Annotated in this window: 11 protein-coding genes, 1 pseudogene and 1 riboswitch; of the genes and pseudogenes, 5 read left to right on the top strand and 7 right to left on the bottom strand. The window is 71.8% G+C overall.

Annotation, left to right across the window (positions count from 1 at the left end):
- Window positions 1-58: 58 nt before the first annotated feature.
- The gene (locus ACEXOX_RS31560) at window positions 59-910 is read right to left on the bottom strand and encodes a TolB family protein (RefSeq protein ID WP_406524426.1); all 852 of its coding nucleotides are present in this window, start codon (window positions 908-910) and stop codon (window positions 59-61) included.
- A 333-nt stretch (window positions 911-1,243) separates the two neighbouring features.
- A riboswitch (cobalamin riboswitch) is annotated at window positions 1,244-1,384 on the top strand.
- A 156-nt stretch (window positions 1,385-1,540) separates the two neighbouring features.
- Here ACEXOX_RS31560 and ACEXOX_RS31555 point away from each other — a divergent pair.
- The 3 genes and pseudogenes from ACEXOX_RS31555 (at window position 1,541) to ACEXOX_RS31545 (ending at window position 7,110) form a co-directional block, all read left to right on the top strand.
- Window positions 1,541-3,977 (top strand): annotated as a pseudogene (locus ACEXOX_RS31555) (ribonucleoside-diphosphate reductase subunit alpha).
- A gap of 2 nt (window positions 3,978-3,979) precedes the next feature.
- The gene (locus tag ACEXOX_RS31550) at window positions 3,980-5,050 is read left to right on the top strand and encodes a ribonucleotide-diphosphate reductase subunit beta (RefSeq protein WP_406524425.1); all 1,071 of its coding nucleotides are present in this window, start codon (window positions 3,980-3,982) and stop codon (window positions 5,048-5,050) included.
- Between the two features lie 155 nt (window positions 5,051-5,205).
- Window positions 5,206-7,110: a transglycosylase domain-containing protein gene (locus ACEXOX_RS31545; RefSeq protein ID WP_406524424.1), complete on the top strand. Its 1,905-nt coding sequence runs from the start codon at window positions 5,206-5,208 to the stop codon at window positions 7,108-7,110.
- 24 nt (window positions 7,111-7,134) lie between these two features.
- Here ACEXOX_RS31545 and def read toward each other — a convergent pair whose 3' ends face one another.
- The 4 genes from def to ACEXOX_RS31525 form a co-directional block, all read right to left on the bottom strand.
- The gene (gene def / locus ACEXOX_RS31540) at window positions 7,135-7,776 is read right to left on the bottom strand and encodes a peptide deformylase (protein ID WP_406524423.1); all 642 of its coding nucleotides are present in this window, start codon (window positions 7,774-7,776) and stop codon (window positions 7,135-7,137) included.
- Window positions 7,777-8,013: 237 nt separating this feature from the next.
- Window positions 8,014-9,000, bottom strand: a complete 987-nt coding sequence (locus ACEXOX_RS31535; RefSeq protein WP_030022123.1) for a hypothetical protein — start codon at window positions 8,998-9,000, stop codon at window positions 8,014-8,016.
- Window positions 9,001-9,582: 582 nt separating this feature from the next.
- Entirely contained in the window at window positions 9,583-9,990 is a 408-nt protein-coding gene (gene rsrA, locus ACEXOX_RS31530) for a mycothiol system anti-sigma-R factor (protein WP_030022122.1), read from the bottom strand.
- Window positions 9,987-10,685 carry a sigma-70 family RNA polymerase sigma factor gene (locus ACEXOX_RS31525; RefSeq protein WP_030022121.1) on the bottom strand — a complete coding sequence of 233 codons (699 nt, stop codon included), beginning with the start codon at window positions 10,683-10,685 and terminating at the stop codon, window positions 9,987-9,989. Before ACEXOX_RS31525 ends, rsrA begins: the two co-directional genes overlap by 4 nt.
- A 345-nt stretch (window positions 10,686-11,030) precedes the next feature.
- Between ACEXOX_RS31525 and ACEXOX_RS31520 the strand changes: the two genes are divergently transcribed.
- The gene (locus tag ACEXOX_RS31520; protein ID WP_406524422.1) at window positions 11,031-11,627 is read left to right on the top strand and encodes a helix-turn-helix domain-containing protein; all 597 of its coding nucleotides are present in this window, start codon (window positions 11,031-11,033) and stop codon (window positions 11,625-11,627) included.
- Between the two features lie 71 nt (window positions 11,628-11,698).
- On the opposite strand, the gene ACEXOX_RS31515 is transcribed toward ACEXOX_RS31520, so the two are convergent.
- Both ACEXOX_RS31515 and ACEXOX_RS31510 read right to left on the bottom strand, forming a co-directional pair.
- On the bottom strand, window positions 11,699-12,325 hold the full coding sequence (locus ACEXOX_RS31515; protein ID WP_406524421.1) for an alpha/beta family hydrolase: 627 nt from the start codon (window positions 12,323-12,325) through the stop codon (window positions 11,699-11,701).
- Between the two features lie 48 nt (window positions 12,326-12,373).
- The gene (locus tag ACEXOX_RS31510; RefSeq protein WP_406524420.1) at window positions 12,374-13,192 is read right to left on the bottom strand and encodes an SOS response-associated peptidase; all 819 of its coding nucleotides are present in this window, start codon (window positions 13,190-13,192) and stop codon (window positions 12,374-12,376) included.
- Between the two features lie 35 nt (window positions 13,193-13,227).
- Here ACEXOX_RS31510 and ACEXOX_RS31505 point away from each other — a divergent pair, with 35 nt between their 5' ends.
- Window positions 13,228-13,941, top strand: coding sequence for a M50 family metallopeptidase (locus ACEXOX_RS31505; protein ID WP_406524419.1), 714 nt, complete (start codon window positions 13,228-13,230; stop codon window positions 13,939-13,941).
- Window positions 13,942-14,018: the final 77 nt, after the last annotated feature.

Below are 14,018 nucleotides of genomic sequence, written 5' to 3'. Positions count from 1 at the left end.
CCGGCCGTCGGGGCCGATCCGGGGGACGGCGACACGCCGACCACGGTGCCCGTGGTGCTCAGGCTCGCCGCGCGGGTGCGCCCGGTGTCCACGTCGTGGACGTACAGGGGTCCTGCGGCGGCGGGCGGCGGAAGCCGGGCCCTGCGGGGGTGAGATTCGTCGCCTTCGAGGTGAACGCGATCCGGCGGCCGTCGGCGCTGATCGACGGGAAGGCGGACGCGGCGTTCGCCTGGGTGCCGTCGCTCGCCACACTGACCCGTCGCGTCGTTCCCTTCCGCACATCGTGGACGAAGATGTCCAGGCGCTCGTTGGTGTCGCCGGGCACCAGGTCCGGGCGGTAGGAGCCGAAGACGAGGCGGCGGCCGTCGCCGCTGAGGGCGAAGTCCTGGACCCCGTATCCGTACGGGGAGGTCCCAGCGCCCGCGGTGGGGCTCATGGTGCGCCCGGTGCGGCGGTCGTGGACGAAGACGTCGCCCTCGCCGTTGGTGTCGCCGGGGACCAGGTTCGTCGCGCCGGAGTAGAAGGCGACGTACCGCCCGTCGGCGCTGATCACGGGCGATCCGGAGAGGGCGTCGCCGGGCGTGCCGTCACCGGCGACGCTGACCAGGTCGGCCTTTCCCGTCCGTAAATCCTTGACGTAGACGTCCTGGTGGCCGTTGGTGTCCGCGGGGCCCAGGTTGGTGGCTTCCGAGGTGAATGCGACGAACCGCCCGTTCGCGCTGAGCTCCGGATCGCCCGAGAAACCGTTTCCCTGCGTCCCGTCCGCGGCGACGCTGACCCGCTCGGTGGCCGGAGCCGCCCGCCCCGCGGCGGCCGCCGGTGACGCCGGCAGTGCCCCCGCCACGACGCACACCCCCGCCATCAGCCCCACGACGCGCACGGCGCCGCGCGCCGCACCGGTTCCTCGCATGTTCCCCCCTCGCACAAGGCCCCCACCCGCCCCGCCGGACCGACGGAGCAGACAAGGAGCCAATACGCTTCAGGGGTCCCGGTCAACGCGCCCAGGACATTCCGCGCCACCAATACGCCCCCTGCATCAGCCCCCGTCCAGGCCGCGCGGAACGGCCCGCCGGACGACCCGGCGAACGGCCGCGGAACCCCCGGAAACAGCCCCGGAGCCGCCGCGTGACACCCTCTCGGAGGCCCCGGGAAACCCCGGGAATCCGCCCCGCAACGGCCGCCGAATACCACGGCTCCGGACATCCCCGCGCCAACGCGACACAAGATATGGGGGTGGGTGCACGAGGCGGCACAAGATGTATGCTCGTGCTCGCTGTCGTCGCAGGGGAATCCGGTGCGAATCCGGAACTGTCCCGCAACGGTGTACGAAGTGCGCAAACCGCACTCGTGAGTCCGAAGACCTGCCCACAGTACGCCCGCGCCAGGACCGGCGCGGACGTCGATACGTCCGGGTCTCGCGGGTTGGACCGGTGGACGCTGCGCGGTGTGCCCGCGCGCCCCTTGCCGTGCCGGGGGTGCCGCACGCCCGTACGCGCCCCGTGCCCTCCCCAGGCCCCCGCCGAGTGAGGGAGAGCAGCACGTGACCATCGCGCCAACGGAGCCCGCAGCAGCCGAGCAGGTCGTGCAGCCCGCGAAGGACACGCAGCCCCAGCGGGGCCCCGGCGGCCAGGCCGCGGACGGCCCCGGCGCCGCCCTGCTGCGCACGCTGACCGACCTCACCGTCGACCTGCCCGCCACCGACCCGGGCAAGATCGCCGCCGCCGCGCTGCGCGGCCGCCACCCCGGTTCCGACGAGGCCGAGCTGCGCTCGCTGGCCGTGGAGGCCGCGGCCGGCCTGATCGGCGACGAGCCGCAGTACTCCAAGCTGGCCGCCCGACTGCTGACCCGCGCCATCGCCGAGGAGGCGGCCGCGGAGGGGCGACCGCCTTCTCCGCCTCCGTCACCGTCGGCCACCGCGAGGGCCTGATCGCCGACAGCACCGCGGAGTTCGTGCGGACCCACGCGGCCCGCCTGGACGGGCTGGTGGAGCGCGCCCTGACGGACGGCGCCGACGACCGGTTCGGCTACTTCGGCCTGCGCACCCTGCACTCCCGCTACCTGCTGCGCCACCCGATCACCCGCCAGGTGATCGAGACCCCGCAGCACTTCCTGCTGCGGGTGGCCTGCGGCCTGGCCGAGGACCACAGCGAGCGGGCGCTCGCCGATGTCGCCGAGCTGTACCGGCTGACCAGCACGCTGTCGTACCTGCCCTCCTCGCCGACGCTGTTCAACTCCGGCACCCGGCACCCGCAGATGTCCTCCTGCTACCTGCTGGACTCCCCGCTGGACGAGCTGGACTCGATCTACGACCGCTACCACCAGGTGGCCCGGCTGTCGAAGCACGCCGGCGGCATCGGCCTGTCGTACTCCCGGGTCCGGGCCCGCGGCTCGCTGATCCGCGGCACCAACGGCCACTCCAACGGCATCGTGCCGTTCCTGCGCACCCTGGACGCCTCGGTCGCGGCCGTGAACCAGGGCGGCCGGCGCAAGGGCGCCGCCTGCGTCTACCTGGAGACCTGGCACGCGGACCTGGAGGAGTTCCTGGAGCTGCGCGACAACACGGGCGAGGAGGCCCGGCGCACCCACAACCTGAACATCGCGCACTGGATCCCCGACGAGTTCATGCGCCGCGTCGAGGCCGACGCCGACTGGTCGCTGTTCTCCCCCAGCGACGCGCCCGAGCTGGTCGACCTGTACGGCGACGAGTTCGACGTCGCGTACCGCAAGGCCGAGGCCGAGGGCCGTGCCGTCAAGCAGGTGCCGGCCCGCGTCCTGTACTCGCGGATGATGCGCACCCTCGCGCAGACCGGCAACGGCTGGATGACCTTCAAGGACGCCGCCAACCGCACCGCCAACCAGACCGCCGAGCCCGGCAAGGTCGTGCACTCCTCGAACCTGTGCACCGAGATCCTGGAGGTCACCGACGACGGCGAGACCGCCGTCTGCAACCTCGGCTCGGTCAACCTCGCCGCCCACCTCGGCGACAACGGCGAGATGGACTGGGAGCGGCTGGACGCCACGGTCCGTACCGCGGTGACCTTCCTGGACCGCGTGGTGGACATCAACTTCTACCCGACCGAGCAGGCCGGCACCTCCAACTCCCGCTGGCGCCCGGTGGGCCTGGGCCTGATGGGCCTCCAGGACGTCTTCTTCCGGCTGCGGCTGGGCTTCGACTCGCCCGAGGCGCGGGAGCTGTCCACCCGTATCTCCGAGCGGATCATGCTCGCGGCGTACGAGGCGTCCGCCGACCTCGCCGAGCGGCACGGCCCGCACCCGGCCTGGTCCGCGACCCGTACGGCCCGCGGCGTGCTGCACCCCGACCACTACCCGAACGCCGAGCCCCGCTGGGCGGACCGGTGGACGGCGCTGCGCGCCCGTATCGCGGCGACCGGCATGCGCAACTCGCTGCTGCTGGCCATCGCGCCGACCGCCACCATCGCGTCCATCGCGGGTGTGTACGAGTGCATCGAGCCGCAGGTCTCGAACCTGTTCAAGCGCGAGACGCTGTCGGGGAGTTCCTCCAGGTCAACGCGTACCTGATCGAGGAGCTGAAGGCGCTGGGACTGTGGGACGCCCGCACCCGTGACGCACTGCGCGAGGCCAACGGCTCGGTGCAGGAGCTGGACTGGATTCCCGCCGAGATCCGCGCGCTGTACCGAACGGCCTGGGAGATCCCGCAGCGCGCGCTGATCGACATGGCGGCGGACCGTACGCCCTACCTCGACCAGAGCCAGTCGCTGAACCTGTTCATGGCGTCCCCGACCATCGGCAAGCTCAGCTCGATGTACGCGTACGCCTGGAAGCGCGGCATCAAGACCACCTACTACCTCCGCTCGCGGCCGGCGACCCGTATCGCCCAGTCCGCGCGCGGCACGGGCGGGGGCGCGCAGACCGCTCCCGTCCCCGCTCAGACGGCCGACCCCGAGGCCGTCGCCTGCTCCCTGGAAAACCCCGAGTCCTGCGAGGCATGCCAGTAATCATGACTACCGCACCCGAGAAGAACGCCCCCGAGACGTCCGCCGCCGCCTCGCACACCGCCACCACCAGCAGCAAGAACCTCCTCGACCCGGGCTTCGAGCTGACCCTGCGCCCGATGCGCTACCCGGACTTCTACGACCGCTACCGGGACGCGATCAAGAACACCTGGACCGTGGAGGAGGTCGACCTCCACTCCGACGTGGCCGACCTCGCCAAGCTGTCGCCCGGCGAGCAGCACATGATCGGCCGGCTCGTCGCGTTCTTCGCGACCGGCGACTCGATCGTGGCGAACAACCTGGTCCTGACGCTCTACAAGCACATCAACTCCCCCGAGGCGCGGCTCTACCTGAGCCGGCAGCTGTTCGAGGAGGCCGTGCACGTCCAGTTCTATCTGACGCTGCTGGACACCTACCTGCCCGACCCGGAGGACCGCGCGGCCGCGTTCGCCGCCGTGGAGAACATCCCCTCCATCCGCGAGAAGGCCGAGTTCTGCTTCAAGTGGATGGACTCGGTCGAGTCCATCGACCGCCTGGAGTCGAAGGCCGACCGCCGCCGCTTCCTGCTGAACCTGATCTGCTTCGCGGCCTGCATCGAGGGCCTCTTCTTCTACGGCGCCTTCGCGTACGTGTACTGGTTCCGCTCGCGCGGTCTGCTGCACGGCCTGGCGACCGGCACCAACTGGGTCTTCCGCGACGAGACCATGCACATGGACTTCGCGTTCTCGGTCGTGGACACGGTGCGCGAGGAGGAGCCGGACCTCTTCGACGACGAGCTGGAGGGCCAGGTCACCGACATGCTCAAGGAGGCCGTCGAGGCGGAGCTCCAGTTCGGCCGTGACCTGTGCGGCGAGGGCCTGCCGGGCATGAACACCGAGTCGATGCGCGAGTACCTCCAGTGCGTCGCCGACCAGCGTCTCCAGCGCCTCGGCTTCGCGCCGGTGTACGGCTCGGAGAACCCGTTCTCCTTCATGGAGCTGCAGAACGTCCAGGAGCTGACCAACTTCTTCGAGCGGCGCGCCTCGGCCTACCAGGTCGCCGTCGAGGGTTCGGTCTCCTTCGACGACGAGTTCTGATCCGGCGGGTCGAGCAGCCGGGCGGTGCCGGTCCCCGAGGGCGGACCGGCGCCGCCCGTTTCTTTATGTCCGACGAATCCGGATCGGATTTGATGAGTCGATGACAACGTGCGGGCGACGGCAACCCTGCCCCGGCCCGCCGGCTCTCCCCTGGCATGAAGGGCAGCGAGCAACCGAGGAAACGGTTCATCGACTATCCCCGCCAGGGCCGCGGCGGCCGGCGCCGCTGGCTGCCGTCCTGGAGACAGCAGCTCGGCACCGCCGCCGTCGGCGCGGCCGGTCTCGCCGGGCTCTTCGTCACCGTCTACGCACAGGTCGACATCCCGGACGAGAACGCCGCCTCGCGCCAGGAAGCCACCGTCTACTACTGGGCGGACGGCAGCCAGATGGTGAGCGAGGGCGCCGTCAACCGGCAGAACGTCACGCTCGCCCAGGTGCCCGATTCCGTCGAACACGCCGTCATCGCCGCCGAGAACGAGAGTTTCTACTCCGATTCCGGCGTCTCGCTCTCCGGGATCGCCCGCGCCGCGGTGAACATGGCCCAGGGCCAGGAGGCGCAGGGCGGTTCCACCATCACCCAGCAGTTCGTGAAGAACACGTACCTCTCGCAGGACCAGACCCTCAAGCGCAAGGTGAAGGAATTCTTCATCGCGCTGAAGCTGGACCACCGCAAGTCCAAGTCGGAGATCCTGCAAGGCTATCTCAACACCAGTTACTTCGGGCGCAATTCGTTCGGCATCCAGGCCGCCGCGAACGCCTATTACGGCATTCCCGCCAAGAGCCTGGACCCCAGCCAGGGCGCGGCGCTGGCCGCGCTGCTCAAGGGCGCCGAGCAGTACGATCCGGCGCTGAGCGACGCCAACCACGAGCGGGCTGTGGAGCGTTGGAAATGGATTCTGGACCGCGAGGTGGAGACCGGCCTGATGAGCCGGGAGGAACGCGCCCGCTTCACGACGTTCCCGGAGCCGCGCGAACCCGTGACACCGACCAGCCAGAAAGGCCAGACCGGTTATCTCGTCGACGCCGCGAAGAAATACCTCAGGAGCCGTACGGAGCTGACCGACCGCGATCTGGCCCGCGGCGGCTACCGCGTCCACACCACCTTCGAGAAGGACAAGGTGGCGCTGCTGACGAAAGCGGTGGAGGACGAACGGCGCCGCGGCATCGATCCGAGGAAACGGGCCGCCGACACGTACGTGGAATTCGGCGCCGCGTCCGTTCGGCCGCGGGACGGCGCGGTCGTCGCGCTCTACGGCGGTCCGGACGCGACGAAGCACTTCGCGAACAACGCCGACACCGCGGGCGTGCCGGCGGGCTCGGCCTTCAAGCCGTTCGTGCTGGCCACCGCCCTGCGCGAGGGCAGCGGCGAAGCCCCGGAGGCCGTCCCCGACGACGGTGGCCCGTCGTCGGCCGTCGCGCTGCCGCCCGCCCTGTACGAGGGTCTGGTGACCTCCGCCCACCCGCCGTTCGTCAGCGCGGGCAAGCGCCTCGGACTGGAGAAGATCCGGGACCTGGCCGTCGAAGCGGGCCTGCACAAGGAGAGCCTGGCCCGGCTGGAGCCGACGTTCCCGCTCGGCACCTCCACGCCCAGCGCGATCCGGCTGGCCGGCGCGTACGCGCTGTTCAGCACCGGCGGCAACCGGACCGAGCCGTACTCGGTGACCAAGGTCGTGCACGACGGCAAGCCGCTGCCGGGCCTGGAGCCGCCGGCACCGCGCCGCGTGCTGACCCCGGCAGCGGCCCGCAGCGTCAACTTCGCGCTGCGGGCCTTCGCCTGGAAGTCGCTGCCCCAGGAGACCGTCACCAAGCTGCCGCAAGGTGTCACCGCGGGCGGCACCGGACCCGCCGACCGCATGCGGTCGGCGTGGTTCATCGGCAACGACGGCGTGCCCGGCGGCGGGCTGACCACCGCCGTCACCGTCTTCCGCGCCAAGCCGGGGGCGCCGCGGCTGCTGCCCATGGAGGGCGTGGGCGGCGACGCCCGGCTGTTCGGCAACGGGATACCGCCCCGGGTCTGGGGCGCGTACGCCACCGCGTACGCCTCTGGTACGGCGAAGTGAGCGGGGGCCGGGGCGGGCCGTGGCTCAGTCGTTGGCGACGACGGGGTAGCGCGGCTCGCGCTCGGCCATCTGCTTCAGCGCGTCCTTGCGGTCGCGCTTGGAGAGCCGGTCGATGTACAGGTAGCCGTACAGGTGGTCGGTCTCGTGCTGGAGGCAGCGCGCGAAGTAGCCGGTGCCCCGGACCACGATCGGGTTGCCCTCGGTGTCCTGGCCGCGGACGACCGCGTAGTCCGGGCGGGCCAGCTCCGCGTACGCGCCGGGCACCGACAGGCAGCCCTCGTTCGAGTCGTCCAGCATCCGACGCTCGACCGGCAGCTCGTCCAGGACCGGGTTGCAGACCACACCGACGTGCCGGACGCCCTCGTCGTCCAGGCAGTCGTAGACGAAGACCTTCAGGTCCACGCCGATCTGGTTGGCGGCCAGGCCCACGCCCTCGGCCGTGCGCTGGCTGGCGAACATGTCGTCGACGAGCTGGGCGAGCTTGTCGTCGAACTCGGTGACGTCCTTGCACTCCTTGTGCAGCACCGGGTTGCCGACGACGGTGATCGGGCGGGACGTGCCGCGCTCGCGGTGAGCCTCCTCCCGCTCCGCCGCGCCGGTGACGTCGTCGACGAAGCCCTCCGCCGCCCGCTCCTCGTTGTGGTCAAAAACAGGCTGTTGCGCCATCTCCGCCGTACGCCTTCCTAGAAACCTGGAAACCCGAAATACTCGCCCTCCAGCCTACGCGGGGCGTCCTGCGGGCTCTCGGAGACCGCGTCCGGTTCCGGCCGAGCGCCGGGAGCGCGCGGGATGCAGGGCGCCGGGCGCGCGTGGGATGCCGGGCGCCGGGGCGCGCGGGGTACCGGGCGCCGGTACGGGCCGGCTGCCGGGCGCGAGGCGTGAGCGCCGTACGGCCGCCGGCCGTCAGCAGACCTCTTCGAGGTCCCGCCACTCGCGGGTGTCCGGGCTGTCCGCGACCCAGCCGTCCAGCAGGCCGCGTACCAGCCCGGCGGGGGCCGCGATACCGCACTCGCGCTCCGGCACCCACAGCGAGCCGGAGCCCGCCGTGCGGTGGCCCAGCGGACCCGGGTGGCCCGGCTCGCTGTGGTCGTGCGGGTCCAGGTGCTCGCCCTCGCCCTCGTCGCTGGGCATCCGGCTCTCCGAGCACGTACGGCACAGCAGGCGTACGGACGACGACCAGTCCTCGGCGGCAAAGCCCGCGTCGGCGGCCAGCCGCTCCAGGGCGTCCCGGTCGGCCTCCGTGGCGGCCTCCAGGAGCACCACCCAGGTGGGCACCGGGGAGGGCGCCCACAGCTCGATCTCGTCGAACACCGGGAAGGACGGGCCGGCCGCGGTCGTCCGCTCGCCGTTCGGCACACCGTCGTGCAGCACCACCTCGCCCCAGCGCCGCCCGGAGGACGGCAGCGGGATGGAGAGCACCTCGATGCGGGCCGGGTCCAGCCGGCGGCCCCAGACCACCTCGGCCTCGCCCTCGGGCGAGAGGCGCACGGCGGCGCTGCCCAGTTCCATGCCGACCGGTGCGGCGGACGGCGAGCCCTCGCCGGGGACCTTCAGGCCGTACGCCTGCCAGGCCCGCCGGGCCAGCGGCCAGTCCTGCAAGGCGGTGGCGGCGATGCCCACGTTCCACCAGTCGGGGGCGCCGGCCTCGCGGTCCAGCAGGGCGACCGCGCGCAGTCCGGCGGCGCGCGCCTGCTCCCAGTCGTGCCGGAACTTGTGCAGCAGCGCGAGGTTGAACCAGGACTCCGACAGCCACGGCTCCATGTCGGCCGCCCGCGTCAGCAGTGCGCCCGCGTCCTCGTAACGGCCGTCACCGATCAGCGTGAAAGCGCGGTCGGTCGCCTGCCGCCACGAGGCGGAGGGCCGGTGCCGTACCTTGCCGAAGATCTTCACGATTCCCGCCTGCTGGTTGCTTCCTGGATGCCGCCCCGGACGGAGGCCGGGGGCCGTTCGAGGGCCTACTCGACAACCTGCCACAGATTGCCGCCGGGCTCAGCCCGGTTGCCGCGCCGCACGCGGCCCGCCGCCGTCCCCCTCACCGGCTCCTTGCCTTTCGCCGTCCCCCTGAATCCCCGTTCGTGGGGGTTCCTTCGCATCCAACCATGCCCATCTCCGGGGCCGCTCATTACCCATCGGTTCCATGACCTTGCGCGGGCCTTTGCGGGGATCTGTACGTGGATCCGCCCACGGAGCAGTCCACGGGTCCGCCGTGGATCGGTCGTGCGACGGCGCGGGAGTCCGGAAACGGAACCCTCACGGGCCGGGCGTTCTTCCGGGGAGGCCGCCGAGGCAGGCGGCAGGACGTACGGAACGGCGGCCCGCCGTACGGCAACGGCGTTCCGGGCCAGGAGAGTTGAGCCTCTGGGGCAGCCGGTGGGCGGCGGAGCCGCGACGAACCCGGCGGCGCGAGGGCGGATCAGTGGATCGGGCGGGACGAACCGTCCCGCCCCTCACCCCTTGGGGTGATACGCCGCGCTATTCGGCCCGCGCGGTCTCACCACGCGCGTCGAGCGTGGTGTCCGGGCCGGGCCCGGTCGCCTGCTCGGGGGCCTTGGCGGCCGCGGCGGCGCGGGCCGCCGCCTGCTCCTGCTTGGCCTGTTCGAGCACGCTCTGCTCGGGCACGGCCTCGCCCGCGCGGATCAGGTCGATCCGGCCCATCACCTTCGACCGCAGGTCGACCGGGACGTCGTCATGGCCGCAGCAGCGCTTGACGAGCTTCTTGACGGCCTGCTCCAGCCCGTACTTCTCCAGGCAGGGCGAGCATTCGTCGAAGTGCTCCTGGAACTTCTCGCACTCACCGGCCGGCATCTCCCGGTCGAGGTACTCGTACAGGTGGTCGAGGACCTCTGAGCAGTCCTTCTCGTGCGGCTCTCCGCAGCTCATGATCCCGAGCCTTTCCGATCGTGCGACTGCGACGACTGCGCGGACGCAGCGCCTGCCCCGGCGGGGACCAGCCCGCGCTCACGGGCGTAATCCTCCAGCATGCCGCGCAGTTGGCGCCGGCCGCGGTGCAGACGGGACATCACCGTGCCGATGGGTGTACCCATGATGTCGGCGATCTCCTTGTACGCAAAGCCCTCGACGTCCGCGAGATAGACCGCGATACGGAACTCCTCCGGGATGGCCTGGAGCGCGGCCTTCACGTCGGAGTCGGGCAGGTGGTCCAGCGCCTGGGACTCGGCGGACCGCAGGCCCGTGGACATGTGCGACTCGGCGCGCGCCAGCTGCCAGTCCTCGATCTCCTCGGCGGCACTGCGCTGGGGCTCGCGCTGCTTCTTGCGGTAGGAGTTGATGAAGGTGTTCGTGAGGATGCGGTACAGCCACGCCTTGAGGTTCGTCCCCTCACGGAACTGGTGGAAGGACGCATACGCCTTCGCGTACGTCTCCTGGACCAGGTCCTCCGCATCGGCCGGGTTGCGCGTCATGCGCAGCGCGGCCGAATACATCTGGTCCAGGAAGGTGAGCGCGTCCCGCTCGAAGCGCGCGTTGCGCTCGGCGTCCGTCTCCCGCTTCCCCTGGCCAGCGTGCTCCTCTGCCGTGCCGTCGGTCCCTGCGTCGGTACCGGTGACCGGACCCACCTCCTCCAACACCGTGACGGATCCGGACGCGGACCCGCTCGATTCGGAGAATAGACGACGATCCGGTACCGCCGCCGCTCCAGCCATGGCGGCCTGGGCGCCCCTCAGCTGTGACCACTGCAGGTCAGCGGCCTGCGGGCGGGCTGGGCAAGCGATCCCCATGCGGCGGACTCCACTTCCTCGAAGATTCCCTCGGCGTTCCTACAACCGGCACAACAGCCGCACCCCGCACGTCATTCCCGCATCGCGGGGCCGCCCCGTGAGCATCGTCACGGCGCCCGCCGGACCGGCCCGTACGGCCGGGGCCCCCTTGACAAAACCGCTTGCCGCTTCAGCAATGAAGAGATGGACGACAAGGCGTACGAACGGGTGCTGACGAACGTGGGACCGCGGCTGCGGCGGCTGCGGCAGGACAGAGGAGTCACGCTCACCGCCCTCTCGGAGACGACGGGCATCTCGGTGAGCACCCTGTCCCGCCTCGAATCGGGCGGCCGCAAGGCCACGCTCGAACTGCTGCTGCCGCTCGCCCAGGCCCACCAGGTGCCGCTGGACGAACTGGTCGGCGCGCCGGAGGTGGGCGATCCGCGGGTGCGCGCGGTGCCGCAGCGCAGGGCGCACATGACGTTCGTACCGCTGACCCGGCAGCCCGGCGGGCTCCAGGCGTACAAGATGATCATCGATCCGGTGGCGGGCGAGCCCGATCTGCGCACTCATGAGGGCTACGAGTGGCTGTACGTGCTCTCCGGGCGGCTGCGGCTGCTGCTCGCGGACCGGGACGTGGTGCTGCGGTCCGGCGAGGCGGCCGAGTTCGACACCCGGCTGCCGCACTGGTTCGGGCCGGCGGGCGGTGAACCGGTGGAGGTGCTCAGCCTCTTCGGGCGGCAGGGCGAGCGGATGCACGTACGGGCCCGGCCGCGTGACCGGGACAAGGAGGAGCGGTAAAGGGAGCCGACAGGAGTGCGGGCTCCAATCGCGCGCGGGCGCGCGCGACGGCTGCCACCGGTCCCCGCCGGTCAGACGAACAGTCCGTCCAGCCACTCCCCCGCCGCGTCCGTGATCACGGCCATCGCCGCCGGCTCGTCGAGGTCCGCCTTCTTCGGTACGGCGAAACCGTGGTCCCCGTACGGCACCTCGACGACGCGGGTGCCCTCCGGGAACTCCGCCGGCCGCCCGAACGGGTCCCGGCCGCCCTGCACCACCAGCGTCGGCAGCCCGGCCCCGGTCAGTTCGTCCGCGCGTGACTTCTCCGGCTTGCCCGGCGGGTGCAGGGGAAAGCTCAACGCCAGTACGCCGTGCGCGCCCAGACCGCGCGCCGTGCGGCAGGCCACTCGCGCCCCCGCGCTGCGTCCGCCCGCGACGACCGGCAGACCGGGCTTCTCCAGGGCGGGCCACAGTGCGGTCCAGGCGGCGTCCAGCGTCTTGGGGGCCGGTGCCAGCTTCTTGCCGGCCACCCGCCACGGCTGCTCGACCAGCGCCACGGTGTAGCCGCGCGCGGGCAGCTCCGCCGCGAGCGCGCGCAGGTCGCGTGCTTCGATGCCGCCGCCGGCGCCATGACTGACGGCGAGGACGGCCCGCGCGTCCGCCGCCCGGTGCCAGGTGATGCGCGCCTCACCCACAGGAGTCTCAACTGTTTCGCTCACGCCCTCATCCTGCCTCCCCGTGGCCGCGGTCCGGTCCCGGGGCGCGCGTCAGAAGAGCGTCTCCTCCTCCGGTGCCGGCAGCTCCTTGACCAGCTCGGGCCCGTTGTTGCGGACGTTGCTCACATCGGTCGGCACGGGGTACGCGCGCATCAGCCCGGCGGGCGGCGGCGCGAGCAGCGGCAGCAGGTCGGCCACGTCCGTGCGGGCCGGGTCGAGCCAGGCGTCCCACTTGTCGGGCGTCATGACCAGCGGCATCCGGGGGTGGATGTCGGCGAGCGTCTGCGGGCCCTCGCCGCCGTCCGCGTTCGCCAGCGGGGTGGTCTCGGCCTCGGTGGTGACGACCGTGCACGTCACCCACCAGGCCTGCGGGTGGTCGTCGGGCAGTGTGCGGTCGCGCCAGAACTCGTAGAGCCCGGCCAGCGCCATCACCTGGCCGTCCGCCGGTGTGACGAAGTACGGCTGCTTACGGGGGCGCTTCTTCCTGCCCTGCTCCTCCAGCTGCCGTTCGGCCGCGGCCGTGACCCACTCGTAGTAGCCGTCACCGGGCAGCAGGCAGCGGCGGGCCGCGAACGGCCGCCGGAACGAGGGCTTCTCGTGCACCGTCTCGGCCCGTGCGTTGATCATCTTGACCCCGACATCGGGCGATTTCGCCCAGGACGGGACCAGCCCCCAGGTCAGTCTGCGCAACTGGCGAACCGGACGGCGGTCTTCCGCGTCTTTAAGGGGACGTTCGAGCACCGCGTGGACGTTCTTCGTCGGGGCGATGTTCCAGTCGGGCGCCAGGGTCTCCTCCGGCTCCCACTTCTCGACCTCGAAGAGCCCCGCCAGATCCTCGGGGCCGCGACTCGCTGCATACCGTCCGCACATGTATGCCACAGTGCCACGCCACATCAAGGGGAGAGATGGACACCGGTCATATCACCGACGTATGGGACAGGGTTTTCGGCATCCAGCCCGACCCGCCGCCCTGGCTCGTCCTGGTCACCGCGGTGCTCGCCCTCGGCGCCATCGTCCCGTACCGCGCCTGGCGGCTGTCCCGCAACGCCATCACCATCGCCCACGAGGGCGGCCACGGGCTCGTCGCCCTGCTCAGCGGCCGCCGGCTGTCCGGTATCCGGCTGCACTCGGACACCTCGGGGCTGACGGTCTCGCGCGGCAAGCCGCACGGCCTCGGCATGATCCTCACCGCGGCCGCCGGGTACGTCACCCCGTCCCTGCTGGGGCTGCTCGGCGCCTGGCTGCTGGCCTCCGGGCACATCACGGCGCTGCTGTGGGGCGCCGTGGCGCTGCTCGTCGCGATGCTGCTGATGATCCGCAACGCGTACGGCGTGCTGACCGTCGTGGTCTCCGGGGCCGCCTTCTTCCTCGTCTCCTGGCTGACCACCCCGGACGTGCAGGCGGCGTTCGCGTACGCGGTGGTGTGGTTCCTGCTGCTGGGCGGCGTACGGCCGCCCTTCGAACTCCAGGGCAAGCGGCGCCGCGGCCGGGCCGGGGACTCCGACCCCGACCAGCTGGCCCGGCTCACCCGCGTACCGGCGGCCGTCTGGCTGGGGCTCTTCCACCTGGTGACGCTGTGCTCGCTGGCCGGCGGCGGCCGGTGGCTGCTGGACAGCTGAGGCGGTACGAGCGGTGCGCCGGTGCCCGGCCTCGGGCGCTAGCCGTGCGCGGATGCCCGACCCCCGGGCGCGAGCCG

Source organism: Streptomyces sp. Ac-502 (assembly GCF_045222935.1).
Classification (GTDB): Bacteria; Actinomycetota; Actinomycetes; order Streptomycetales; family Streptomycetaceae; genus Streptomyces; species Streptomyces monomycini.
The sequence above is the reverse complement of the archived record's forward strand: the minus strand, read 5'-3'. Positions and strand labels throughout refer to the sequence as shown.

Coding starts and splice junctions, on each gene's coding strand:
- ACEXOX_RS31560 (WP_406524426.1), bottom strand. CDS start 910: ATGCGAGGAACCGGTGCGGCGCGCGGCGCCGTGCGCGTCGTGGGGCTG.
- ACEXOX_RS31550 (WP_406524425.1), top strand. CDS start 3,980: ATGACTACCGCACCCGAGAAGAACGCCCCCGAGACGTCCGCCGCCGCC.
- ACEXOX_RS31545 (WP_406524424.1), top strand. CDS start 5,206: ATGAAGGGCAGCGAGCAACCGAGGAAACGGTTCATCGACTATCCCCGC.
- def (WP_406524423.1), bottom strand. CDS start 7,776: ATGGCGCAACAGCCTGTTTTTGACCACAACGAGGAGCGGGCGGCGGAG.
- rsrA (WP_030022122.1), bottom strand. CDS start 9,990: ATGAGCTGCGGAGAGCCGCACGAGAAGGACTGCTCAGAGGTCCTCGAC.
- ACEXOX_RS31520 (WP_406524422.1), top strand. CDS start 11,031: ATGGACGACAAGGCGTACGAACGGGTGCTGACGAACGTGGGACCGCGG.
- ACEXOX_RS31510 (WP_406524420.1), bottom strand. CDS start 13,192: ATGTGCGGACGGTATGCAGCGAGTCGCGGCCCCGAGGATCTGGCGGGG.
- ACEXOX_RS31505 (WP_406524419.1), top strand. CDS start 13,228: ATGGACACCGGTCATATCACCGACGTATGGGACAGGGTTTTCGGCATC.